Origin of the sequence: Halorubrum sp. SD683 (assembly GCF_002135045.1) — an archaeon.
In the GTDB taxonomy this organism is placed as follows: Archaea; Halobacteriota; Halobacteria; order Halobacteriales; family Haloferacaceae; genus Halorubrum; species Halorubrum ezzemoulense.
The window spans coordinates 1-22,337 of the sequence record NZ_NEWJ01000045.1; the positions used below are offsets into that span (position 1 = coordinate 1).

The following is a 22,337-nucleotide window of genomic DNA, read 5'->3' on the forward strand; positions in this document are numbered from 1 at the left end:
ATTCTATTACGCCCAGCTCCGCAAGTTCCGTTAGCCACTGGCCGAAGGCAGGACGGTTCTCACACATACCCGTTTTGCCAGACCAGAGGCACTAATACTCCAGGTTCCGCCAGTCTACTGAAGAGCGTTAGTCGTTGTCTGCTCGCCGGTCCGTCAGCCACGCCGACCCGACCGCCACGACGCCAGCGAACCCGCCGAGCAACACCGCCTGCGTCCAGTTGAAGCCAAGCAGCGTCCCGGCGACGAGTGTCACGAGGAGGAACGCGACGGTGAGCGCACCGAGCGTCGAACCGAAACCGGCGGAGGCGTCAGCGTCAGTCATAGTCGAACGTCGCGGCCTCGGGCGATAAAACGGCCCGATCCGGTGGAGTCGGTGGTCCAGCCTGAGGGGGACCGCGGCCGTTCGATCGCTGTTGTAAATCGCATAGCGCGATATCAAATTGTGTTTGCGGCGTGATCCCCGCCCGCCGACCGGTCCGTTTTTGCGCGCGGCCGCTGTTGCGGCGCGTATGGCGAAACAGCCGCACCTGCTGGTCGAGGAGGGCGATGTCCACGAGATCGCGGTCATCCCGGGCGATCCGGGTCGCGTCGACCGGATCGCCGACCTGTGTGACGACAGCGAGGTCGTCGCGCAGAACCGCGAGTACAAAGTCGTCAACGCGACCTACGACGGGGTCGACCTCACGATCTGCTCGACCGGGATCGGCTGCCCGTCGGCCGCCATCGCCGTAGAGGAGCTCTCGCGGGTCGGCGTGGAGACGTTCGTCCGGTGTGGCACCTGCGGCGCGCTCCAGCCGGAGATGGAGGTCGGCGACATGGTCGTCGCGACGGGCGCGGCCAAGGAGGAGGGGACGAGCAAGCGGTACGAGTCGGCGAACTACCCGGCGGTCCCGGACTACGACGTACTCACCGGCTTGGTCGATGCGGCCGAGGACAACGACGAGGAGATCCACGTCGGCCCCATCGTCTCGGACGACGCGTTCTACAACGAGGACGACGAGTACGTCGAGGACTGGAACGACGCGAACCTGCTCGCGATCGAGATGGAGGCGGCGACCGTCTTCTCGCTCGCGCGGCGCAAGGGGCTCGCGGCGGGCGCCATCTGTACGGTGGACGGCAACCTCGTCGCGGGCACGCAGAAGGGGGCAGACTCCGACGACGAACTACCGGAGAAGGCGAAGGACAACGTCGAGCGCGCGATCCGGATCACGCTGAACGCGATCACCTCGCTGTAAGCGAAGCGAGCGGCCCCGCGGCCGGACTCACTCCTCCGCGCGGAACTCCACGAGCGTCAGGTCGCGGTCGAGCGCGCACGTCTCGTGCGGGGGGTCGCCGAGCACCTGATCGATGACGCGCTCCTCGTCGAAGTCGGCGCCGTCGGGGACGCAGTAGCCGTGGCTCGGGCACTCGGTGTGCGGGCAGGGACCGGCGAGCGACGCCTTGCTCCCGGCGTACGCGCGCTTCGACGGGACGTTCGCCGGGACCGACGCGGGCTCGACCTCGACCGCGCGGACGCCCGCGTCGTGGACGGCGCAGTCGAGCGTCTGGGCGTTCTCGCGGATGTCTGTCACCCGGTACCGCTTCCCCTCGGTGAGGTTGAGACACTGGCCGCGGTAGGGACACCCTTCGCAGCCGGCCGATTCCCCTTCGTAGACGAACTCGCGGCCCACGTCCGCGAGCCGAGTCCCGATGAGCGTGACCGTGGTCATGCCGGGAGCGACGCGCCGCGCGGCCGTAAGCCTCCCGCCTTTGCCGGCGTCGCCGGAGCGTCGTGAACGAGCAACTCGCCTCGGCGACGCGCGGAGGGGAAGACACATGACCGCGCCTCGGCAACCACGAGCGGAGATGATCGCGGGAGTCGCGCGCGAACTGCGCGCCGAGGCCGAGCGGACGAACGAGCGGCGCGTCCTCGTGCTGGCGGGCGACCGCGACCGGGGAACCGACGCCGCCTACGACGCGATAGTGTCCCTCGGCGTCGACGACGAGGCGGTCTCGCTCGTCTCGACCCGGGAGGGATTCCGGTTCGAGGAACACCGCCCGCGGAGCGCCGACGAGCTGCTCGGACGCACCCGCGAGGCGGTCGTCCTCGACTGCCACGAGCGGTTCGTCCCCAACGCGCTCGGCCGCGCGGTCGGCGCGGTCGACGGCGGGGGGCTCCTGATCCTGCTGACGCCCCCGCTCGACGACTGGCCGGCGGTCCGGGACCGCTTCGACGACTCGCTCGCGGTCCCCCCGTACGGCGTCGGGGACGTGACGGGACGGTTCCGCGAGCGCCTCGCGTCGACGCTCCGGACGCATCCCGGCGTTGCGGTGGTCGCGCTCGGCGACCGGCCGGAGCGCGACGCCCTCGAACGGGACGGGCTCACCGGCGAGCAGGCCGCCGAGCGCGACGGCCCGAGCGCCCGTCGCGCTCCGAGCGCGCCGCCGGGCGCGACGTTCCCCGCGGCCGCGTACGACGCCTGCCGCACCGCCGACCAGTCGCGGGCGCTGCGGGCGTTCGAAGCGCTCGCCGAGCCCGGCGCCGCCGTCGTGGTCGAGTCCGACCGGGGGCGCGGGAAGTCGAGCGCGGCCGGGCTGGCGGCCGGCGCGCTCGCGCTCGGCGGCGCCGACGTGCTCGTCACCGCGCCCGCGTTCCGGAACGCCGCCGAGGTGTTCGCGCGGGCCCGAGAGCTGATCGGAACCGAGACAGACGGAGGGTGCGGCGAAGCCGACCGCAACGACTGCGGGGGCGACGCGGACGAGCGCGACCTCCGAACGCCGGCCGGCGGTCGCGTCCGGTTCATGTCGCCCGCGGCGGCCGCGGCGGACGCCGACGGGGCGGACGCGGTGATCGTCGACGAGGCGGCGGCACTCCCGGTGCGCCTGCTGGAGGGGTTCCTCGACGTGCCCGCGGTCGCGTTCTGTACGACGGTCCACGGCTACGAGGGGGCGGGCCGCGGGTTCGCGGTCCGGTTCCGGGAGCGGCTGGTCGGCTCGCGGTTCGCGGTCCGGGACGTGCGGCTCGACGAGCCGATCCGGTACGCGCGGAACGACCCGGTGGAGGCGTGGGCGTCGCGGGCGCTCCTGTTGGACGCTCGCCCGGCGGTCGACGACGCGGTCGCGGACGCGTCGGTCGACGACGCGACGTATCGGGCGCTCGACCCGGAGGAACTGCGCGCGGACGAGACGCTGCTCGGCGAGGCGTTCGGGCTGCTCGTCACCGCACACTACCGGACGGAGCCGAACGACCTCGCGCGGCTGCTCGACGCGCCGAACCTCGTCGCGCGCGCGCTCGTCGCGGACGACCGGGTCGTCGCGGTCGCGCTCCTCGCGCGGGAGGGCGGCCTCGACGCCGAGACGCGGCGGCGGATGTACGAGGGCGAGCGCGTCCGCGGCAACATGGTGCCGGACGTGCTCACGAGCCAACTTCGCGACGAGGACGCCGCTACTCCGCGCGGCCTGCGAACGGTCCGGATCGCGACCCACCACGCGCTCCGGGACGCCGGCTTCGGCTCGCGGCTGCTCGACGAGGTCCACGCGGAGTTCGGGGGGGAAGTGGCGGGCGACGGCGAAGCGACTCACGACGACGGAGAGCCGGTCGACTACTTCTCGGTCGGCTACGGCGCGACGCCGCGCCTGCTCCGCTTCTGGAAGCGCGCGGGATACCGGGTCGGCCACCTCTCGACGAGCCGCAACGACGCCTCGGGCGAGCACTCCGCGATCATGCTGCGCCCGGAGACCGCGGCCGGGCGCGACCTGCTCGCCCGCCACGCGGTCGCCTTCCGGGACCGCGAGCGCGACGGGCTTTCCGACGCGCACCGCGACGTCGACCCGGACGTGATCCGCGGCGCGCTGGGTGCGTGTTCCGCCTCCGTCCCGGTCGATCTCACCGAGACCGAGTGGCGCTCCGTCGTCGGGGCGTCGGTCGGGCCGGGGATGTACGACAGCGCGCCCGGCGCGTTCCGCGACCTCGCGCTCGCGGCGCTGGTCGAGGGGGCCGACCTCGACGACCGGGCGGAGCGCCTGCTCGTTCGGAAGGTCCTCCAAGGCCGGCCGTGGGAGGAAGTCGCCGACGACCTCGGCTTTGCCTCGACGAGCGCGTGTATGCGGGCGCTCGGCGACGGCTACACCCCCCTCGTGGAGCGGTACGGGACCGACTTCGCGCTCGCGGAGCGGGAGCGGTTCACCGGCGAATGAGCGGATCGGCTACGGCCGCTTGCTAACAGGTCTGCGGTGGCGCGTGCCTCCGAACGCCCGTAGGGCGTGAGGAGCACGCGCGAGGGACACGGTTCGCGCTCGGAGAGCGCGAACCGCGAGGCTGGGGAGGCGTGAGGTGCCGTGCTGTGCGGTCGAGGCGGCACTCAAAGGGGCAGTCGCGAGGCGGACGCAGGCGACGCAAGCACCGCAGGAGCGAACGAAGTGAGCGACGAGGAGCGCAGCGAGCGTGTATCCGCCTCGCGACTGGGGCTTTGGAGAGGTTCGACGGCGATCCGCTGTTGACCATTTATGAAAGAACAACTCGGCACACAGAGACCGCCACCACAACGAGAACGACTACTTATAATCGGTTCTCGCGTCCGGGGTCGACATCGATCGCGTCGACCGGACAGACGTCGACGCAGAGCATACAGTCGATACACTGGTCCTCGTCCGCTGGGTTCGCCTTCCGCTCGGACTCGGGGTGGCCGGGTGTGTCCGTCCACTCGAACACGTCGACCGGGCAGTCCTCCAGACACGCGCCGTCCGCGAGACAGATGTCGAAGTCGACCGCGACGTGGGTGCCGCGGATCCCCTGTTTCTCCGGCGGCTCGACGGGCCCCCACACGGCGACGCCGTCCTCCTCGCCGACCCGCTCGCGGTTCGCTTCGAAGTTCGAGTCGATGGCCATCGTTGCCCTCGCTTCGCCGGTCGCGGGTTTAAATTCCCCGACGAACGGATTCGGTCGACCGAGCGCAGCGCCGCCGGGCGGCCGGACATCGACGACCTCGGCCTACGGGTGCGCGTAGTACGCTAGCAGGTCCTCGGTTCCGTTCGGGCCGTCCTCCTCGTCGGTCGCCTCGGGGTCGAACCCGTCGATCCGGGCGAAGCCGACGCGCACGAACTGGACGACCGTGTCGGGGTCGACGTCGGCGAGCGCGGGTTCGGCGATCCCGCGCACGTCGCCGTCGACGGTCCGGAGGAGCGTGTCGAGGCCCTCCTCAGCGGGCGCCCAGTGGACCACGTCCACGTCCCCCTCGCGGACGACCTCGATGCCGTCGTCGACGAAGGCGAGCTCGTCGCCCTCGTACCGGACGCAGCCGTACCCCTTGAGCCAGACGCGCTCGCCCTCGCTCGGGAGGTCGGGGGACTCGACGAGGACCCGGCCGGCGGGCACCTCGCGGTCGCCACGGTCCTCGTGGTCGGGGTGGAGCGGCGGATGGCCGGCCGCGGGCGCGGGCGCGTCGCCGTCGACGACCGGGAGCGCCACGGCGGGCGCGTCGTCGCGGTCGCGGACGAAGAAGTAGCGGTCCGCCTCGTCGTCGACGAGGTCGCGGTTATGCGCGTAGACGGACGACATCGCGAGGTCGACGTCGGAGGTCGACATCCCCAGCTCCGTCATCGAGTCGACCAAGGCCTGCCCCCGGAGCCCGCGACGGCGCATCGACCGAATGGTCGGGGCGCGCGGGTCGTCCCAGCCCGTCAGTTCGCCGTCCGCGATGAGCCCCTTGATCGTCGAGGTGGAGAGCGTCACGTCGTACTCGTCGACCTGGACGTGGCCCCAGTGGAGCACCTCGGGGTACTCCCAGTCGAAGTAGTCGTAGACGAACCGCTGGCGCTTCGCGGAGTCCTGGAGGTCGATGCCGCGGATGATGTGGGTGACGCCAGTGAGGTGGTCGTCGACGCCGGACTGGAAGTCGAGCATGGGCCAGCAGCGGTAGTCGGCGGCCGCCTCGCGCGGGTGGGGCGTGTCGATCATCCGGAAGGCGACCCAGTCGCGCAGCGCAGGGTTCTTGTGCTCGATGTCGGTCTTCACGCGGAGGACCATCTCGCCTGAGCCGTACTCGCCGTCGACCATGGCCGCGAACTCCTCGCGGACCGTCTCGGCGTCCTTCTCGCGGTGCGGGCACGCCTCGCCCGCGTTCTTCAGCTCGGAGAAGTCGTCGCCGGAGCACGAGCAGGTGTACGCGCCGCCGGCGTCGATCAGGTCGCGGGCGTGCTCGTAGTACGTCTCCAGCCGGTCGGAGGCGTAGAGCACGCGGTCGGGCTCGAAGCCGAGGTACTCGATGTCGTCCAGGATGGCGTCGTACGCGTCTAAGTCGGGGCGTTTCGTCTCCGGGTCGGTGTCGTCGAACCGGCAGATGAACTCGCCGTCGTAGCGCTCCTTGTACGTCCCGATGACGGCGGGCATCCGCGCGTGGCCGACGTGCCACGGGCCGTTGGGGTTCGGCGCGGCGCGCATCACGACCTCGCCGTCCTCGGCGTTCGGGAGATCGGGGAGGACGCGGTCGTCGTCCTCGTCGTTGGCCTCCAGCTCCGCGAGCTTATCGGGGGCGAGTTCGCCGAGCCGCTCCCGGCGGGCCGCCTCGTCCATCTCGCCGACCTCCTCGACGACCGGCGCGAGGACGCCCGGGATCTCGTCGCCGTGCGGGCGGAACTCGGGGTTCTCGCCCATGATCGGCCCCATGATCGCGCCCACGTCCGGGTCGCTGCCGTGTTTGAGCGCGTTGAAAAGCGCCGCGGCCTCGCCGGCCGCCGCGACGCGCTCGCGGAGTTCGTCGTCCATGCCGCTCGCTTGTCGGGGTCGGGTCAAAAACGCCGCGAAACGGCGGGGAGGGGCGAGTCCCGGAGCGGAGCGGGCGACGCGGGGCGAGGGCGGCGTCGCCGCGGCGCCCGTCGCACCGGAACGGCGGGTAGGGGCACTCGACACGAGCCGCCGAACGGTCTTAAACGACCCAGACCGTTCACGGCGGAGAGAGCCCAGAGACGGCGTGAACGGTCGAGAGTCTTTTGCCCGTGCGGGACCGAACGCACCGATCGACCGTCGACGTGGGCACGTCCGACGGACGGTCCGGGGCGACGATAGTTCCGCGGTCGCTCCGGCGGCACCGAACTCGGACGAACGGGTTCGGTTCGTCGCCTTGATGTTCGCCGGGGACGTGGTGGGCGCATGAGCGTCGCGCCGGGAGTCGTCGGAACACAGATGAGGGGATCGCGGTGGTAGGACCCATCTCCGAGTCCGAACGGGACGCGGGGAACCGGAAGATCAGGATCGCGTTGCTCGCGATTGTCACGGCCTCGCCGCCGCTCCTCGCCCTCCAGTTGGACCCGTCGCCTCTCCAGTTGCTCGCCGCGCTCGGCGGCGGCTTCCTCGTCGGGCTGGTCGTCGTGTGGTACCTCGGTCGGCTCGCCGCGGAGTTCAGCGGGAGCGGGCGACGGCCCCGGCGGCGTCGCTGAATCGATAGACCGCGCCGCTAAATCAGCAGACTGCGCCGCTGAAGTGGTCGATAGTGATCGTACTCCGACCGACGACCGCCGTTAATCGGCTCCCGTCTCTGCGCCTCGAACCGGCTCGACGAGTTCGCCCGCCTTTTCGCCCGCGACGGCGCGCGAACTCGACAGCGGGGAGATGCTCACTTCGCCCTCCACGGCCGCGCGGCGGTCCGACCCGGGATCGTCCGCCACGTCGCCGCGCAGGAACTCCCGCCAGAAGCGGTCCCGCAGCTCCATCCCCATCTCGCCGCGGCGCTCGCCGAACTCCCAGCCCTCGGGGACGTTCTCGTCGTCGGGTCCCTCCTCGCCCGGGCGGAACTCGATCACGTCGAAGCCGCGGGCGGGCTCGGTCAGCCGGTAGGTGGGGTCCTCCGCGGCCTCGTCGTCCGCCGCCGGGACGTTGACGTTCAACACGTCGGCGCCGAACGGGAGTTCGAGGGCGCCGTCGCCGGCGTCGCGTTCGGCGCGGTCGATCAGGTCGGCGACGACCTCGCCGGCGACCGCGAAGTCGCCGTTGTCGAGCGTCGGCGGCACGGGGAGGTTCCCGCGGTCGTACAGCGACACGGCGATCGCGGGCGTGCCGAGGAACGAGGCCTCCATCGCGGCGCCGACGGTGCCGGACTGCCCGAGGATGTGCGCGCCGATGTTCGGGCCGTGGTTACAGCCGGAGACGACCACGTCGGGGTCGAGCCCGAGCGCCACGTCCGCGACCGCGACGCAGTCCGCGGGAGTCCCCTCGACCGCGTAGCCGCGGTCCGTCTCGGTGTAGTCGACCGTCGTGTCCCACCACGAGCGCGCGCCGCCGACGCCGGACTGGTTCGTCGCGGGCGCGACGACCGTCACGTCGTGGTCGCGCGAGAGCGCGTCCGCGAGCGCCCGAAGCCCGACGGCGTCGATCCCGTCGTCGTTGGTGAGCAGGATCTCGGTTGGCATACGACGGTGTGCGGGGGGACGGGAGAAAACGTCGCCGGTCCACGGCGAGGGGCGCGGAGACCGAAGGACGGACCGAGAGGTGAGAGCGGAGAGCGAAGACGGCGTCGCGAGCGCCGACCGGGTGGTACTCCGAGTGGTCAGTCAGAGGGCGTCGGAACCGCCGGGAGCGGGGAGGGCGGACCGTCGGCTCAGTCGGCCGCGACGCGGCGCGACGAGGTCGCCAGGTCGAGCACTTCGTCGAAGAAGCCGAGCGAGTCGTGCGGCCCGGGGTTCGCCTCGGGGTGGTACTGGCGGGTGATCACGTCGAGATCCTCGCTGTCGAGCCCCTCGACGGTGTCGTCGTTGACGTTCACCTGCGTCACCTCCAGCGGGCCGGTGTCGTCGACCGTGTAGCCGTGGTTCTGGGTGGTCATCACGACCTTGTCGGTGCGGAGGTCCTTCACCGGCTGGTTGACGCCGCGGTGGCCGAACGCCATCTTCTCGGTCGAGCCGCCGAGCGCGCTCGTGATCACCTGCTGTCCGAGGCAGATGCCGGCCATCGGCAGGTCGCCGGCGAACTCGTCGACGACCGCCTGGGCCGCGACGAAGTTCTCCGGGTCGCCCGGGCCGTTCGAGACGAAGAGCACGTCGGGCCCGACGGCGGCCACGTCCTCGGGGGTCGCGTCGTACGGGAGCACGTGGACGTCCGCGCCGCGGTCGGTGAGCGAGGAGATGATCGATCCCTTGGCGCCGCAGTCGAGGAGGGCCACGTCGGCGTCGCCGCCCCCCTCGTGGACGGTCGGCTCCGCGACGGACACCTGCGCGCCGATATCGACGTGGTCGCTCATCGGCTTACACGCCTCCATCGCTTCGACGGCGTCCTCGGCGGTCGCGTCCGGGCCGGCGGCGATCCCGCAGGCCATCGCGCCCTCCTCGCGGACGGTGGTGACGATTTCGCGGGTGTCGACGTGGTCGACGGCCGGAACGCCTTCCGCGGCGAGCCAGTCGGCGACGTCGTCGGTCATCTCGCGGGCGACCGCCGCGTTCGGCCGGACCGATTCGGACTCGAACCGCTCGGTTCGGACGCCGTAGTTCCCGATGAGGGGGTACGAGAAGGTGAGGATCTGTTCGGCGTAGGAGGGGTCGGTGAGCGACTCCTCGTAGCCGGTGTACGCGGTCGTGAACACTAGTTCGCCGCGGGTCCGCCCCGGCGCACGGGCGCGCGCTTCGAGCACGCGACCGTCGGCCAGCGCGATGTAGGCGTCCGACATTACGAGAAACGTACGCGTAAAGGATAATAAATGCGTCGTTCGAAGGTTAGTTACGATATTCGTAACGGGTAAGTCGGCAGACCGAGACGGATCGGTATGGACGACCTCGACAGACGGATCCTCTCGATCCTGCGACGGGACGCGCGGACCCCGTACACGGAGATCGCGGACCGGGTGGGGACCTCCGAGGGGACCGTGCGCAACCGCGTCGACCGGATGACGGACGAGGGCGTGATCGAGCGGTTCACGGTCACGACCCGCACCGGCAACGTGAAAGCCATGATCGAGATCTCGGTGGAGATGAACGTCAACACGGACGCGGTCGGCCAGCGGATGGTGGAGTGGGAAGAGGTCGACTTCGTCTGGCAGGTGTCCGGCGAGGAGGACGTCGTCCTCGTCGTCGACGCGGTCGACACGCGCGCGGTCAACGAACTGATCACGCAGGCCCGCGAGATGGACGAGGTCAAGTCGACGAAGACGCGGCTCATCCTCGACGAGCGGTTGGGATAGGCGGGGACGCAGCGACGATTTGGAGAGAAGAGGAGTCGTTGACCGCGGGGTCGACGACGGAGCCTTACGCCAGTTCGTCGATCTTGTCGACGACGGCGTCCGCGAACTCGCTGGTGGCGAGCTTCTCGCCGCCCTCGATCTGTCGGTGGAGGTCGTAGGTGACCTTGCCCGAGGCGATGGTCTCCTCGACGGCGTCGCGCACGAGGTCCGCGGCGTCGGACCAGCCGAGGTAGTCGAGCATCTCGCGGCCCGAGAGGATCATCGCGGTGGGGTTCACCTTGTCCTCGCCGGCGTACTTGGGCGCGGAGCCGTGGACGGGCTCGGCGAGACAGCGACCGTGACCGCGGTTGATGCCGGGCGCGATGCCGAGACCGCCGATCTGCGCGCCGGCGGCGTCGGACATGTAGTCGCCGTTGAGGTTCATCGTCGCGATGACGGAGTACTCGTCGGTGCGGGTCAGCAGCTGCTGGAGCATGTTGTCCGCGATGCGGTCTTTCACGACGAGGGTGCCCTCCGGCTGCTCGCCGTCGTGCTCCTCCCAGAGCTGGTCTTCGGTGATCACGTCGTCGCCGTACTCCTCCTCGGCGACCTCGTAGCCCCAGTCGCGGAAGGCGCCCTCGGTGAACTTCATGATGTTCCCCTTGTGGACGAGGGTGACCGAGTCGCGGTCGTTCGCGAGCGCGTAGTCGACGGCCTCGCGGATGAGGCGCTTCGAGCCGAACTCGGAGATGGGCTTGACGCCGATGCCGACCGGACCGTCGTGGATGACGTCCGCGATGCCCATGTCGTCCTCGAGGAAGTCGCGTACCTGCTCCGCGCCCTCGGTGCCGGCCTCCCACTCGACGCCGGCGTAGACGTCCTCGGTGTTCTCGCGGAACGTGACCATGTCCATCTCCCCGGGGCTCTTGACGGGGGACGGGACGCCCTCGAGGTGGTAGGTGGGACGGACGTTCGCGAACAGGTCGAGCGTCTTGCGGAGGGCGACGTTCAGCGAGCGGAAGCCGGCGCCGACGGGGGTCGTCAGCGGGCCCTTGATCGCGACGCGGTGGTCGCGGATGGCCGAGACGGTGTCCTCGGGGAGGTTCTCGTCGTACTTCTCGCGGGCGCTGGCACCGGCGTAGACGCGCATCCACGAGATGGATCGGCCGGTCGCTTCCGCGGCGGCGTCGAGCACCTGCTGTGCGGCCGGCCCGACGTCGGTGCCGATTCCGTCGCCGTGGATGATCGGGATGATGGGGTTCGACGGCACGTTCAGCTCGCCGGTCTCCTCGTCGGCGAGCGTGATCGCTTCGCCGTCGTCAGGGACATCGACTTTATCGTAACTCATGAACGTTCGACGATTTCCGTGGCCCCCTAAAGTGGTTGCCGTTTTCGGCGTGAGCGTCGCGCTCGCAGCCTTTGCCGGTTCTCGCCGCGGGCGCTCTCGCAGTCTCTCCCGTTCTCACCGCGGGCGGCCCCGACGCCTCCCCGCGGTGTCCCGCGGTCAGATCGGCTCGACCTCGACGTCGAACAGCGACCGCCAGCGGTAGCGGCGCCCGCCCCAGACGAACGTCCGGCGGGCGAACGCGTACGCCATCAGCGGGGGCGCGATCAGCACGCCCGGCGCGGCGAGCAGGAACGTCGCGCGCCGGATCCCGAACCGGGCGTACGCCGCCCCGGCGAGGGCCGTGACGAGCGTCACCCCGGCGACCGGCGCGAACAGGCAGAGCGCCGCCATCGAGACGCCGAAGGCGGCGTTGAACGCGGTCGCCCCGGGGGCGTGGTACCGGGTGATCGTCAGGAAGCGGACGAACCGCTCCAGCGAGTCCCGGGCCGACCCGCCCGCCCGGACGTACCGCGTCCGGTCGACCGACGCCACGTCGAGGTGGTCGGTGAGCGTCCCGTCGTCGCTGACCGTCCGCAGGAGGTCCCGGCGGAACGCCGCCTCCCCGGCGCGGAGGTCCTCGCGCTCGAATATTACCGCGCCGCCCCACGCGACGCCGGCCGCGAACACCGCGAGCGTCCCGCCGATCACGTACGCGGGTTCGAACAGGCGAGCCAGCGGGTCGAGCCCGACGAACACCGGGACCTCCGTGGTGGGCCCCTGCCGGTCGTAGTCGGCGTCGAGCGTCGCCAGCCAGTCGGGCGGATGGCGGAAGTCGTCGTCCGTCCAGGCGATCCGGTCGTTCGCGGCCGCCGCCATCCCGGCGGCGATCGCGTTGGCCTTGCCGGAACACCCCTCCGGTTCGCCGGCGATGACGATCCGGACGCGGGGCGGCAGGTCTCCCCGCCGGTCGGCGACCGGGTCGTCCGGGGAGTCGCAGATCACGAGGAGTTCGTCGGCGTCCGCGTCGTCGTCGGCCGCGCCGCTCGCCTCACCGCCGAGCGCCTCGGACCCGCGGAGCTGGGCCGCCACCTCGTCGCAGGCGTCGGTCCAGCGGACGGTCGGGAGCAGGACGGACACCGGCGTCGAGTTTCCCGGCGACGCGGTCGGTTCCGGAGCTGTCACGACAGGGGTATCGGGCGGTCCGAAAGTAAACGTCCGCGATCGAGTCTCGCGCCCCGTTCACGGCGCCGAGCACGAGCGCGTCCCGAGTTCGTCGACCCGCGTCTCCCCGTCCCTCACGTCGACGTCGACGGCCGACACCGTGACCGACCGGATCGCGCCGTCTCCACCCTCGGCGAAGCCCCCCGCCCGGTCGCAGAGGTGCGCGAGCAGCGGGTCGACGCGGGCCGAGTCAGGGTTGTTCGCGAGCGCCGTGAGGAGCTTCCGCCAGCGCGCGGTCGGGTACGCGCGGGCGTCGGAGGGCGGTCGGTCGCGCGCGACGCGGTCGCCATACAGCGCGTCGATCCGGTCGCCGTCGGCGGTCGCGGCGGTCGCCGACACGCGCGCGTCGGTCGAGGGCGGGTTCGGCGCGAACATGGTCCAGCCGCCCTCCGTCGGGTCGGACACCGACGCGACCGCGTCGGGCGTCTCGACAGCCCCGAGCGCCATCCCGTTCCACGCGACGACCGCGACGAGGAGGACCGCGGCGAGGACCGGGATCGCGGCCGCGACTCCCTCGCGGAGGACCCGGAGCGACCGCGAACCGGCCGGTCGTCCCGCGGAGCCGGTCCGACGCTCCGCGAGGCGGCGGAGCCGGTCGGCGGCGGGGGCGACCGCGCGCTCGACGCGGTCCCAGACGAACGGCGGGAAGAAGGGCAGCAGCGAGGTCGCGGAGATCGCGGGGAACACGCCGATCTGTAGCGCGGCGGCCATCGAGAGGTGCGCGGCGACGAACGTCCCCGCGAGCGCGGCCCGGGCCCGGCCGGCGGCCGCGACCAGCAGCGGGGAGGCGACGAGCAGCGCGAGCCAGCCGTAGGTGGCCGCCGAGAGCAGCGCCGGCCACTCCGGGACGAGCCCGCCGAGCGGGCCGTGGAGGTAGGTGAGCCGGAACACGCGCGCGACCGCCTCGCCGCCGGGCCACATCGACCCTCGGAGCTTCTCGACCGCGTTGGCGACGTACACGACGACCGCGAGCGTCAGGAGGAGCGCCGATGCGGGGCCCGCGACGCGGTCGCGGCCGTCGCCGCTGGGCGGGGCCGCGGCATCGGGGGCGCGGCGGCGGACCGCGTCGACCGACCAGCGAGCGCTGAGCGGGCACAGGAGTCCGGCGCCGAGCAGCTGGAGGAGGAGGGTGTCCCCGGCGTTGAGGACGAAGGGGTTCCGCGCCTGAAGCGACGCGAGCAGGAGCAGGGAGGCGACGACCGCGACGCAGGTCCGGTGGCCGACCGCGAGCGCGACGGCGGCGAGCGCGGCGGCGAGGAACAGCAGCGCGACGGCCCACGCCTCGCCGGAGACGGCGTGGAGCGAGAAGCGGGCGCCGAGTGGATACGCGTCGGTGAGCGTCGCCCGCGGGAGGACGCCGGCGTCCGTGTAGAAGGCGACGAGGTTCCGCGACCGGAGCGCGAGGTCGACGAGGAGGACGGCGCCGAGCGCGATCCGGAACGCGGCGAGCGCGCGGGGGTCAATCCCGAGTCGCCGGCGGAGCGCGGCGCGGAGCCGGGACGCGGCGCGGCGTGGGGCGGCGTCGCCGGCGGAATCGGCCGTCGTCACGATGGCTCCGACTCGCCCAGCGGCGGGAATAGGTCTTGCGGCGGCGGAGCGGGAGGCCGGTCGACCCCAGCGGTCGCCGCCGGCTTCCGGACGCTTATGTGGCCGCCGCGGGAGCCTCCGGTATGCGAGTCATCGTTCACGGCGGCGCCGGCGGCGCCCCGGACGACCCGGAGCCCAGGCAGGCGGTCCTCGACGAGGCGGCCGCGCGCGGCGCCGACGCCGCGACGCCGCTCGACGCGGTGGAGTCGGCGGTCGCCGTCCTCGAATCGGACCCCCGGTTCAACGCGGGCGTCGGCGGCGCGGTCCAGTCCGACGGCGTCGTCCGCACCGACGCGGGCGTGATGACCTCGGACCGCGAGATCGGCGCGGCCTGCTCGATGCCGGGCGTCGAACACGCGGCGAGCGTCGCCCGGATCGTCCGTGACGAGACGCCGCACGTTTTCGTCTCGGGTGAACACGCCGTCGAACTCGCGGCGGAGTTCGGCGTCGAGACGGGCGCCGCCCTGCTCACCGACGAGACGCGGGAGCGATACGAGGCGGAGGACCCGCCGCGGGGCGGCCCGCGGGAGCACCTCGACTGGCTTGCGTCGCGGTTCGGGTCGGGCGACGATCGGGCCGGCGAGCGGCCGGACGACGGCGACGGGACGGGGGTCGAGGCGTCGGGCCGCGCCTCCGATCACGACACCGTCGGCGCGGTCGCGACCGACGGGGAGCGCGTCGCGGCGGTCACCTCGACCGGCGGGCGGTCGTTCGCGCTCGCGGGGCGCGTCGGCGACGTGCCGCAGGTCGGCTCCGGCTTCTTTTGTACCGAGGCCGGCGGGGCGAGCGCGACGGGCGCCGGCGAAGACATCGCGCGGGTGACGCTCTCGCGACGAGCGGTCGGCCACCTCGATGACGGCCTCGGGGCGCAGGAGGCGGCGGACCGGGCGATCGCGGAGTTCGAGGAGCTGACCGGGTCGGGGGCGGGCGTCATCGTCCTCGACCCGACCGCGGCGGGCGCAGACGCGGCCGGGAGCGCGTTCAACACCGAGGGGATGCAGACGAGCGTCGCACACGAATAGCCGCCGGCGAGTCCGGCGCGGCGAGGCGGCGTCCCGGCCGGGCGACGGACCCGCGCTATTCGAGGGCGGTCGCGAGCTTTCGGTTGCGGTTCGTCGTGGGAACGTCGGAGTCGATGAGCTGTCCGCAGGCGTCGACGAACCCGGCGTGACCGACCTCGCCGCAGAGGACGTGGGTTTCCGCCTCGGTGTTGACGTAGACGTCGATCACGTCGCGGTCCGAGTGAGAGAGGAAGTCGCGGGTCGTGTTCCAGCCGCCGACCGCGAACAGCCCGAGGAACGCCGCGAACGCGATCTCGGGGCGGGTCTCGATGCGTCCGGTGTACACCAGCCCGATAGCGCCGACGGTGAGGACGAGCGAGAGGACGAGGAAGAACAGTCCGAGGAACGTGTGTCGGTGGAGGCTCGTGTCCCGCTCGAACTCGACGCTTGTGATATCGCGGACCGGGATCGAGACGGGTTCGTCCGCGGACGGCCGACGGTAGGTGAGTTCCCCGTCGGACGCAAAAAACGAGACCGTGTTTTCTCCGTCGATGACATATTCATCGAGGTGTGCTTCGGTCGTGAAATCCATGAGGAGACAGGACGGTGTCGAGACGGTTCTTTCGGTTCGTCTGATATGTAGCTTTCGACACCTATTGGCGGCTTTCAGCGCCTCCGTCGACTGCCCCCGCGACGGTGACTCGAGGAGACCGCCACTGGTAGCACCGGTCGTAGCTCGTCGCCCGCGGAGGCGAGGATACAAGCCCGACCGTCGCCTTGCGCCGGTATGGTAACCTTCCTCGCCGGGGGGACGGGCACGCCGAAGCTCCTCGACGGCGCGGCCCGGGTGTTCGATCCGTCCGAGACCGCGGTCGTCGCCAACACCGGCGACGACGTCGAGATCGGCGGTCACCTCGTCTGCCCCGACGTCGACACCGTGCTGTTCGCGGGCGGCGGCGTCCTCGACCGCGAGACGTGGTGGGGGATCGACGGCGACACGACCGCGACCCACGAGGAGCTCTCCCGCCTCGCGAGCGCCGCGGGCGACGCGCTCGACGGCGAGCCGGGGACCCCGCGCTACCTCGACGACGCGACGCAGACCGCTGGCCGCGAGATCGCCCGCTGGCGGCGGTTCTCCGCGGTCGGCGAGTTCATGGAGATCGGCGACCGCGACCGCGCGGTCCACCTCACGCGCACGGGCCTGCTCGACGAGGGGAAGTCGCTCACTGAGGCGGTCCGCGTCCTCGCCGCGGCGTTCGACCTCGACGTCGACCTCCTCCCGATGTCCGACGACGCGGTGGCGACGCTGGTCCACACCGAGGGCGGCGAGACCATCCACTTCCAGGAGTACTGGGTCGCGCGCCGCGCCGAGCCCGCGGTCGCCGACGTGGAGTTCCGGGGGGCGGCCGACGCGGAACCGACCGACCCCGCGCTGGCGGCGCTCGCCGATCCGGTCGTGATCGGCCCCTCGAACCCGGTGACGAGCCTCGGCCCGATGCTGGCGCTCCCCGGGTTCGAGCGCGCGCTCCGCGAGACGCCCGTGGTCGCCGTCTCGCCGTTCGTCGGCGACGAGGTGTTCTCCGGCCCGGCCGCGGAGCTGATGGCGGGCGTCGGCCGCGAGCCCTCGACAGCGGGGGTGGCCGAAGCGTACCCCTTCGCGGACGCGTTCGTCCTCGACGACGACGACCCGACCGACCTCGACCGGCACGTCGAGCGCACCGACACGAAGATCGACGGCGTCGACGACGCCGAGCGCGTCGCCCGGGCCTGCGAACGAGCGCTGACGGCGGTCGCCGGCGGCGCGGCGGACGCGGGGGCGCCGCGGGAGGGGGCGGAGTGACCCGGCGCGCCGACGCGGCCGGAGCGTCCGCGGGCGACGATCCGTTCCTCGTCGCCGCGAGCCTCAGCGGCGCGGCCGACAGCGAGTGGGCCCGCGCTGCGGCCGAGCACGTCGACGCCGCGCTACTCGGCGGGGTCGCGCTCGATCCCGCCAGTCAGGCGGCCGCCCGCGATCTCGTCGCGCGCGGGCGATCGGAGTTCCTCCCGACCGACCCGCTCGGGTTCGTCGCCGACCAGATCGACGCGCTCGCCGAGGTTCCGGTCCGGCCGGGGGTCAACGTCCGGAGCGCGGCGCCGGAGCCGGTCCGGGAGGCCGCGCGGATCTGCGCCGACCGCGGCGCGGTCTGCGAGGTCAACGCCCACTGTCGGCAGCCCGAACTCCGCGCGGTCGGCTGCGGCGAGTCGCTGCTCCGCGATCCGGCCCGGTTGACGCGGTACGTCGCCGCCGCGAGCGGGACGGGCGCGACGACGAGCGTGAAGGTCCGCGCCGGGGTGCTCGGCGTCGACCTCGTCGCCGTCGCGGAGCGCGTCGCGAGCGCGGGCGCGGACTGGCTCCACGTCGACGCGATGGACTCGGAGGCGGTGATCGCGGACCTCGCAGCGGCGGTCGACGCGGCATCCGAGGGCGGAGACCGCCTCGCCGACCTGACAGTCGTCGCCAACAACGGCGTCCGAGGCCGCGAGACGGTCGCCGAATACGCCGCGCACGGGGCCGACGCGGTGAGCGCGGGGCGCCCGACAGAGGACCCGCCGGTCCTCGCGCGCGTCGCGGACGCTGTCGATGAGTGGCGGGCGGGATCGCTGCGGGAGCGCGCCGGCGAAGCGGATCCCGGGCCGGAGGTGCGGCCGTGAGCGGTGACGAGCGCCCGACAGGAGATGCGACGAAACCGGCGGAAGACGTGACGCCGAGCGGGGCGACAGACCCCGTCGACGACGCGACGCTCGCGCTCCTGGTGGAGGTGGCCGGCACGCCGAAGCCCGGGAACGTGGACCGCCGCCGCGACCTCGACGACCTCCGGTTCGAGGCGTTCCTCGGCGGCGCGGTCGGCGCCCGGCCGGGGCTCGAACTGGCTGCCGAGACCGACGGCGGCGTCGCCGAGCGGCCCGCGGTCGGCGCGGCCTTCGAGCGGGCCGTGGAGGGGATGGCCGCACGCGCCGGCACGAACACCCAGTTCGGCTGTCTCCTGCTGCTCGTCCCGCTGGTGCGGGCGGCTGCGGACCCCGACCGCGAGCTCTCCCCCGCCGGCGTGGACGCGGTCTGTCGGTCGACGACCGTCGACGATGCGGTCGCGTTCTACCGGGTGTTCGAGGTCGTCGACGTCGCGGTCGACGACCCGCCGGAGGGCGCGGCCGACCTCGACGTGCGCCGCGGGGGCGCCGCCGAGCCCGCGCTCCGCGAGCGCGAGGCGACGCTTCGGGACGTGCTCGCGCTGTCAGCGGACCCGGTCGACGCTGGGGCGGCGGGCGGCTCGGCCGCCTCTGACCGCGTCCCGGACCGCAACGCGGCGGAGTGGGTCGAGGGGTTCCCGCGGACGTTCCGCGCGGCCGAGTGGATCCTGACGGACGAGGGGCCGCTGGCCGACCGGGCGGCGCGGGCGTTCCTCGGGCTGCTCGCCGCGGAGCCGGACACCCTCGTCGCGTCGACTCGGGGGGCGGAGACGGCCCGCGAGGCGAGCGCGCGGGCGAGAGAGATCCTGTATCCGGACGGCAGCGACCCGAGCGACCCCGTCGGAGACGTCTCCGCGGTCGACGCCGAGGCCGTTCACGGCGCCGACCTCGACGCCGCGGAGTCGCTGGCGGCGGCGTTCGTCGCCGAGGGGATCAACCCCGGCACGACCGCCGACCTCACCTGCGCGGCGCTGTTCGTCGCGCTCCGGCGCGGCGCGGAGGTGGCGCCGTGAGCGATGGAACGCCGGACGAGGGGTCCGTCGGCGTAGCCCCGGACGGGTGGCCGGTGCCGCTCCGGGGCGTCACGGAGTCGGTGGTGACGACGCGCGGGCCGAACGACCGGTGGAACGTCGCTGCGCTCGGAGTTCACGCCCCGGACGAGCCGGACGAGCCGGTCACCGCGCGCACCTACGGCCGCACCCGGACGTGGCGGAACTTCGCCGAGCGCGGGGGCGGCGTGGTCCAGTTCACCGTCGACCCGCGGACGTTCGTCGACGCGGCGCTGACGGTCCGGGAGACGGACGACCCTGTCCTCCCGAGCGCCGACGCGTGGGTCGAGGTGCGCGCGGAGGAGGTCGCGGCCGAGACCGAGGGCGAGACCACGATCCGGACGTGGGAGCTGTCGCCGGTCGAGTCGGCGGTCGTCGCCGAGCGCGTTCCCACCGTCAACCGGGGGTTCGGCGCGGTCGTCGACGCGACGGTGGCCGCCTCGCGGCTGGACGTGCCGTCGTTCGACACGGCCGAGCTGCTCGACCGGCTCCGCTACTTCGCCGACGTGGTGGAGCGCTGCGGCGGGCCGGCCGAGCGCGAGGCGTTCGATCGCATCGACGAGGCGACCGGGTGGCGCGAGCGCGACGGCGAGTGACGGGGCGGGAGCGACCGGGGCTCGCTTCGGCCGCCGGGAGCGCGCCTCGCGGCCGCTCGCGGCGGAACGAACCCTTTTAGTTCGGGCCGCCGGTACCGCTCGGTATGGCCATCAAGCCCAAGTACATCAAACAGCTCGGGAACCTCCTGCTGGAGCAGTATCCCGACTCGTTCAACGCGGACTTCGAGACGAACAAGGAGAGCGTCACGGCGCTGACGACCGTCGAGTCGAAGGGCGTCCGTAACCGGATCGCCGGCTACGTCACCCAGAAGAAGTCGCAGGCGGCGCAGAACGCGTAACCGCTCGGTTCGAATCGTCCGGTTCTGCCGACGGGTCCGACCGTCCGACCGCTTAAGTCCGGAGCCGCGGCCACGCCGCCTCGATGGACGCGCTCGTGCGGCCGACGGTCGACCCGGCGTTCGCGGCCGGGGCGCTCGCCTTCCTCCTCGCCGGGGTCGCGCTCGGGACCGCGAGCGGGCTGGTCCCGGGGCTCCACGCCAACAACTTCGCGCTGCTCTTGGCCGGGTTCGCGCCGTCGGTACCCGCCGATCCGCTGTTCGTCGGGGTCGCGATGCTCGGCGCCGGCGTCGTCCACTCGTTCCTCGACATCGTCCCCGCGCTCGCGCTGGGCGTCCCCGACGCCGCGACCGCGGTCGCCGCGCTTCCCGGTCATCGGTTGGTGATCGCGGGGCGGGGGAGAGAGGCGGTCCGCCTCTCCGCCGTCGGGTCCGGGTTGGCGGTCGCGCTCGCGGTGCCGCTGGCGGTCCCGATCACGTGGCTCATGATCCGGTGGTACCCGACGCTGCGGGCGCACCTCCCGTTGCTGCTCGGCGCCGTCGTCGTCGCGCTCGTCCTGACGGAGTCGTCGCGGCGGGCGGCGGTCGGCGGACTCGTCGCCTTCCTCGCGAGCGCCGCGCTCGGCCTCGCGACGCTCGACGCCGACCCCGCGGCCCCGCTGTCGACCGGCGGCGTCCTCGCGCCGCTCTTCGCCGGGCTGTTCGGCGTTCCGGTCCTCGTCGACGCGCTCGGCGGCGACGGCGTCCCGCCGCAGGCCGACCCGCAGATCGCGATGGACGCGCGCGACCTCGGAACGAGCGCCGGTGCCGGCTCGCTCGCCGGCGCGGTGGTCGGCTACGTGCCGGGCGTGTCGGCAGCCATCGCCGCCGTGGCCGCGATGCCGGCGGTGCCCTCCGAGTCGGTCGACCGCGGGTTCGTGGTGGCGACGAGCGGCGCGAACACCGCGAACACGATCTTTGCGCTGTTCGCGCTGGTCGCGCTCGGGACGCCGCGCACGGGCGTGACCGTGGCGATCGACCGCGCTGGCGTGCCGTTCGCGCTCCCGTTGCTGCTCGTCGCGGCCGCGACCGCGGCGTGTTTCGGGTTCGCGCTGGTCGTGCTCGTCGGCGACCCGTACCTCCGGATCGTCGGGAACGCCGACTACACCCGGCTCTCTGTCGGCGTGTTGGGGCTGCTCGCGCTCGTTTCGTACGCGTTCGCCGGGGCGTTCGGCGTCGGCGTCCTGATCGTCGCCGGCGCGCTGGGGCTCGCCCCGCCCCGGGTCGGCGCGCGGCGCGTCCACCTGATGGGCGTGTTGATCGGACCGCTGATCGCCGGGTGAGACGTCGCGGAGACCGCGGCGGGACGCGGCGGCTCGCCCGAGCAGCGGCACGGTACCGTCACGCACGGAGGGTTCCGAGGCAAAGAACAACGGTTAAAAGTCGCGGCCGGTAGGTACGTGTATGAGCCAGAGCGACTCTCAAGCCACCCCGCAGTGCGTCTCCTGTGGGATTCAGGTGTCCGGGATGAACGCCGCGCAGTTCTCCTGCCCGGACTGCGGCGCCACCATCTACCGGTGCGCGAAGTGCCGGAAGCAGAGCAACCTCTACGAGTGCCACGACTGCGGCTTCCGGGGGCCCTGAGATGGGCGACGTCGCCGCCAAGATCAAGGTCATGCCGAACAGCCCCGAGGTCGACCTCGACGAGCTACAGGACCGGCTGGAGGAGGTCCTCCCCGAGGGCGCGAAGATCCGCGGCTTCGAGCGCGACGACGTCGCGTTCGGGCTGGTCGCGCTCCTGCCGACCGTCATCGTCCCCGACGGCGCCGGCGGCACCGAGGCCGTCGAGGAGGCGTTCTCGCAGGTCGAGGACGTCGAGTCCGTCAACGTCGAGAACGTCGGTCGCTTGTAAGGCCGGGGCCGCCGTTCGGACGGCACCCGCGGTCCGGGTTTTGCGGTTTCCGTTCCGCTCGGAGAGCCGCCGCTCCGGCGTTCGTGTCGGTCGGCCGATTACCGCCCTGACTCGTAGAACTCCTCGCGGTACACGCGCCCGAAGGCGTTGCGCCGGAGGGTGCTGGCCGCCGCGTCCGGCTCCTCTTGATACGTCGCCGCGACGACGGTGTCCGCGAAGGGAATCGGGTGCCAGACGACGTTGTCGACGCTGTCGGAGCCGATCCGTACGACCGCGTCCTCGTCGAACTCGCTGTCGGCGAGCCACGCGTCGAACTCGTCGCCCTCGCCGACGTGGACCGCGAGCAGCTCGGCGAACGTCGCGTCGCGGGCGGTTCGGATCACCTCAGGGGTGACGCGCTCGTCGTACTCGTCGGCGCCGAACGACATCGCCTTCGTCGCCTCGCGGACGACCACCTGCGCGACCGGACCGACCTCCTCGTACCGTTCGAGCGCCTCGGCGCGCGTCTGGGGGGCAAACGT

24 protein-coding genes are annotated in these 22,337 nt (G+C 72.5%); 13 read left to right on the forward strand and 11 right to left on the reverse strand.

Annotated features, from left to right (window positions below; all coding sequences use genetic code 11):
- Positions 1-127: 127 nt before the first annotated feature.
- On the reverse strand, positions 128-322 hold the full coding sequence (locus B9G49_RS11185) for a hypothetical protein (protein WP_086216419.1): 195 nt from the start codon (positions 320-322) through the stop codon (positions 128-130).
- Between the two features lie 187 nt (positions 323-509).
- On the opposite strand from B9G49_RS11185, the gene B9G49_RS11190 reads away from it, so the two are divergent.
- Entirely contained in the window at positions 510-1,235 is a 726-nt protein-coding gene (locus B9G49_RS11190) for a nucleoside phosphorylase (RefSeq protein ID WP_049930305.1), read from the forward strand.
- A 27-nt stretch (positions 1,236-1,262) separates the two neighbouring features.
- Here the strand turns inward: B9G49_RS11190 and B9G49_RS11195 are convergent, their stop codons facing one another.
- Positions 1,263-1,709 carry a UPF0179 family protein gene (locus tag B9G49_RS11195; protein ID WP_049930303.1) on the reverse strand — a complete coding sequence of 149 codons (447 nt, stop codon included), beginning with the start codon at positions 1,707-1,709 and terminating at the stop codon, positions 1,263-1,265.
- A 136-nt stretch (positions 1,710-1,845) separates the two neighbouring features.
- Here B9G49_RS11195 and tmcA point away from each other — a divergent pair, with 136 nt between their 5' ends.
- Positions 1,846-4,176 (forward strand): tRNA(Met) cytidine acetyltransferase TmcA, encoded by a 2,331-nt coding sequence (gene tmcA / locus B9G49_RS11200; protein WP_086216420.1) that lies wholly within the window; start codon positions 1,846-1,848, stop codon positions 4,174-4,176.
- 361 nt (positions 4,177-4,537) lie between these two features.
- Here tmcA and B9G49_RS11205 read toward each other — a convergent pair whose 3' ends face one another.
- Positions 4,538-4,867, reverse strand: coding sequence for a ferredoxin family protein (locus B9G49_RS11205; protein ID WP_086216421.1), 330 nt, complete (start codon positions 4,865-4,867; stop codon positions 4,538-4,540).
- A gap of 102 nt (positions 4,868-4,969) precedes the next feature.
- Positions 4,970-6,742 (reverse strand): glutamate--tRNA ligase, encoded by a 1,773-nt coding sequence (locus tag B9G49_RS11210; protein ID WP_086216422.1) that lies wholly within the window; start codon positions 6,740-6,742, stop codon positions 4,970-4,972.
- 431 nt (positions 6,743-7,173) lie between these two features.
- Here B9G49_RS11210 and B9G49_RS11215 point away from each other — a divergent pair, with 431 nt between their 5' ends.
- Complete coding sequence (locus tag B9G49_RS11215) at positions 7,174-7,413, forward strand: hypothetical protein (protein ID WP_080508553.1); 240 nt, start codon at positions 7,174-7,176, stop codon at positions 7,411-7,413.
- Positions 7,414-7,494: 81 nt separating this feature from the next.
- Here the strand turns inward: B9G49_RS11215 and surE are convergent, their stop codons facing one another.
- Positions 7,495-8,382: a 5'/3'-nucleotidase SurE gene (surE, locus tag B9G49_RS11220; RefSeq protein WP_049930297.1), complete on the reverse strand. Its 888-nt coding sequence runs from the start codon at positions 8,380-8,382 to the stop codon at positions 7,495-7,497.
- 188 nt (positions 8,383-8,570) lie between these two features.
- Complete coding sequence (gene carA, locus B9G49_RS11225; RefSeq protein ID WP_086216423.1) at positions 8,571-9,632, reverse strand: glutamine-hydrolyzing carbamoyl-phosphate synthase small subunit; 1,062 nt, start codon at positions 9,630-9,632, stop codon at positions 8,571-8,573.
- A 96-nt stretch (positions 9,633-9,728) separates the two neighbouring features.
- On the opposite strand from carA, the gene B9G49_RS11230 reads away from it, so the two are divergent.
- On the forward strand, positions 9,729-10,142 hold the full coding sequence (locus tag B9G49_RS11230) for an Lrp/AsnC family transcriptional regulator (protein WP_006114390.1): 414 nt from the start codon (positions 9,729-9,731) through the stop codon (positions 10,140-10,142).
- Positions 10,143-10,206: 64 nt separating this feature from the next.
- On the opposite strand, the gene icd is transcribed toward B9G49_RS11230, so the two are convergent.
- The 3 genes from icd to B9G49_RS11245 all read right to left on the reverse strand — a co-directional run bounded on the left by icd (position 10,207) and on the right by B9G49_RS11245 (position 14,217).
- Positions 10,207-11,469 carry an isocitrate dehydrogenase (NADP(+)) gene (icd, locus tag B9G49_RS11235; protein WP_086216424.1) on the reverse strand — a complete coding sequence of 421 codons (1,263 nt, stop codon included), beginning with the start codon at positions 11,467-11,469 and terminating at the stop codon, positions 10,207-10,209.
- Positions 11,470-11,625: 156 nt separating this feature from the next.
- A complete protein-coding gene (locus B9G49_RS11240; protein ID WP_049930293.1) occupies positions 11,626-12,630 on the reverse strand; it encodes a glycosyltransferase in 1,005 nt (334 codons plus the stop codon).
- Positions 12,631-12,687: 57 nt separating this feature from the next.
- Positions 12,688-14,217 carry an HTTM domain-containing protein gene (locus tag B9G49_RS11245; RefSeq protein WP_086216425.1) on the reverse strand — a complete coding sequence of 510 codons (1,530 nt, stop codon included), beginning with the start codon at positions 14,215-14,217 and terminating at the stop codon, positions 12,688-12,690.
- Between the two features lie 122 nt (positions 14,218-14,339).
- Here B9G49_RS11245 and B9G49_RS11250 point away from each other — a divergent pair, with 122 nt between their 5' ends.
- Entirely contained in the window at positions 14,340-15,278 is a 939-nt protein-coding gene (locus tag B9G49_RS11250) for an isoaspartyl peptidase/L-asparaginase (protein ID WP_049930288.1), read from the forward strand.
- 55 nt (positions 15,279-15,333) lie between these two features.
- Here the strand turns inward: B9G49_RS11250 and B9G49_RS11255 are convergent, their stop codons facing one another.
- Positions 15,334-15,849: a hypothetical protein gene (locus B9G49_RS11255; protein ID WP_086216426.1), complete on the reverse strand. Its 516-nt coding sequence runs from the start codon at positions 15,847-15,849 to the stop codon at positions 15,334-15,336.
- Positions 15,850-16,044: 195 nt separating this feature from the next.
- On the opposite strand from B9G49_RS11255, the gene cofD reads away from it, so the two are divergent.
- From cofD to B9G49_RS11295, 8 genes are all read left to right on the forward strand, one after another.
- The gene (gene cofD, locus B9G49_RS11260) at positions 16,045-17,097 is read left to right on the forward strand and encodes a 2-phospho-L-lactate transferase (protein WP_086216427.1); all 1,053 of its coding nucleotides are present in this window, start codon (positions 16,045-16,047) and stop codon (positions 17,095-17,097) included.
- Complete coding sequence (locus B9G49_RS11265; RefSeq protein WP_086216428.1) at positions 17,094-17,948, forward strand: tRNA-dihydrouridine synthase; 855 nt, start codon at positions 17,094-17,096, stop codon at positions 17,946-17,948. The genes cofD and B9G49_RS11265 overlap by 4 nt, the downstream gene beginning before the upstream one ends.
- 47 nt (positions 17,949-17,995) lie before the next feature.
- Positions 17,996-18,997, forward strand: coding sequence for a triphosphoribosyl-dephospho-CoA synthase (locus tag B9G49_RS11270; RefSeq protein ID WP_086216432.1), 1,002 nt, complete (start codon positions 17,996-17,998; stop codon positions 18,995-18,997).
- Positions 18,994-19,629 (forward strand): DUF447 domain-containing protein, encoded by a 636-nt coding sequence (locus B9G49_RS11275; RefSeq protein ID WP_086216429.1) that lies wholly within the window; start codon positions 18,994-18,996, stop codon positions 19,627-19,629. Before B9G49_RS11270 ends, B9G49_RS11275 begins: the two co-directional genes overlap by 4 nt.
- Before the next feature lie 104 nt (positions 19,630-19,733).
- Complete coding sequence (locus B9G49_RS11280) at positions 19,734-19,928, forward strand: 30S ribosomal protein S17e (RefSeq protein WP_049930279.1); 195 nt, start codon at positions 19,734-19,736, stop codon at positions 19,926-19,928.
- 83 nt (positions 19,929-20,011) lie between these two features.
- Positions 20,012-21,247: a tripartite tricarboxylate transporter permease gene (locus tag B9G49_RS11285; protein WP_086216430.1), complete on the forward strand. Its 1,236-nt coding sequence runs from the start codon at positions 20,012-20,014 to the stop codon at positions 21,245-21,247.
- 121 nt (positions 21,248-21,368) lie between these two features.
- Positions 21,369-21,548 carry an HVO_2753 family zinc finger protein gene (locus tag B9G49_RS11290; RefSeq protein ID WP_049930276.1) on the forward strand — a complete coding sequence of 60 codons (180 nt, stop codon included), beginning with the start codon at positions 21,369-21,371 and terminating at the stop codon, positions 21,546-21,548.
- A gap of 1 nt (position 21,549) precedes the next feature.
- A complete protein-coding gene (locus B9G49_RS11295) occupies positions 21,550-21,816 on the forward strand; it encodes an elongation factor 1-beta (protein ID WP_049930274.1) in 267 nt (88 codons plus the stop codon).
- 98 nt (positions 21,817-21,914) lie between these two features.
- Here the strand turns inward: B9G49_RS11295 and B9G49_RS11300 are convergent.
- On the reverse strand, positions 21,915-22,337 hold a 423-nt coding region (locus B9G49_RS11300), incomplete at its 5' end, for a DUF5809 family protein (RefSeq protein ID WP_086216431.1).

Bases quoted from the DNA above. Each gene is read 5' to 3' on its own strand.
- B9G49_RS11185 (WP_086216419.1), bottom strand. From the start codon at position 322: ATGACTGACGCTGACGCCTCCGCCGGTTTCGGTTCGACGCTCGGTGCG.
- B9G49_RS11190 (WP_049930305.1), top strand. From the start codon at position 510: ATGGCGAAACAGCCGCACCTGCTGGTCGAGGAGGGCGATGTCCACGAG.
- B9G49_RS11195 (WP_049930303.1), bottom strand. From the start codon at position 1,709: ATGACCACGGTCACGCTCATCGGGACTCGGCTCGCGGACGTGGGCCGC.
- tmcA (WP_086216420.1), top strand. From the start codon at position 1,846: ATGATCGCGGGAGTCGCGCGCGAACTGCGCGCCGAGGCCGAGCGGACG.
- B9G49_RS11205 (WP_086216421.1), bottom strand. From the start codon at position 4,867: ATGGCCATCGACTCGAACTTCGAAGCGAACCGCGAGCGGGTCGGCGAG.
- B9G49_RS11210 (WP_086216422.1), bottom strand. From the start codon at position 6,742: ATGGACGACGAACTCCGCGAGCGCGTCGCGGCGGCCGGCGAGGCCGCG.
- surE (WP_049930297.1), bottom strand. From the start codon at position 8,382: ATGCCAACCGAGATCCTGCTCACCAACGACGACGGGATCGACGCCGTC.
- carA (WP_086216423.1), bottom strand. From the start codon at position 9,632: ATGTCGGACGCCTACATCGCGCTGGCCGACGGTCGCGTGCTCGAAGCG.
- B9G49_RS11230 (WP_006114390.1), top strand. From the start codon at position 9,729: ATGGACGACCTCGACAGACGGATCCTCTCGATCCTGCGACGGGACGCG.
- icd (WP_086216424.1), bottom strand. From the start codon at position 11,469: ATGAGTTACGATAAAGTCGATGTCCCTGACGACGGCGAAGCGATCACG.
- B9G49_RS11250 (WP_049930288.1), top strand. From the start codon at position 14,340: ATGCGAGTCATCGTTCACGGCGGCGCCGGCGGCGCCCCGGACGACCCG.
- B9G49_RS11255 (WP_086216426.1), bottom strand. From the start codon at position 15,849: ATGGATTTCACGACCGAAGCACACCTCGATGAATATGTCATCGACGGA.
- cofD (WP_086216427.1), top strand. From the start codon at position 16,045: ATGGTAACCTTCCTCGCCGGGGGGACGGGCACGCCGAAGCTCCTCGAC.
- B9G49_RS11280 (WP_049930279.1), top strand. From the start codon at position 19,734: ATGGCCATCAAGCCCAAGTACATCAAACAGCTCGGGAACCTCCTGCTG.
- B9G49_RS11285 (WP_086216430.1), top strand. From the start codon at position 20,012: ATGGACGCGCTCGTGCGGCCGACGGTCGACCCGGCGTTCGCGGCCGGG.
- B9G49_RS11290 (WP_049930276.1), top strand. From the start codon at position 21,369: ATGAGCCAGAGCGACTCTCAAGCCACCCCGCAGTGCGTCTCCTGTGGG.
- B9G49_RS11295 (WP_049930274.1), top strand. From the start codon at position 21,550: ATGGGCGACGTCGCCGCCAAGATCAAGGTCATGCCGAACAGCCCCGAG.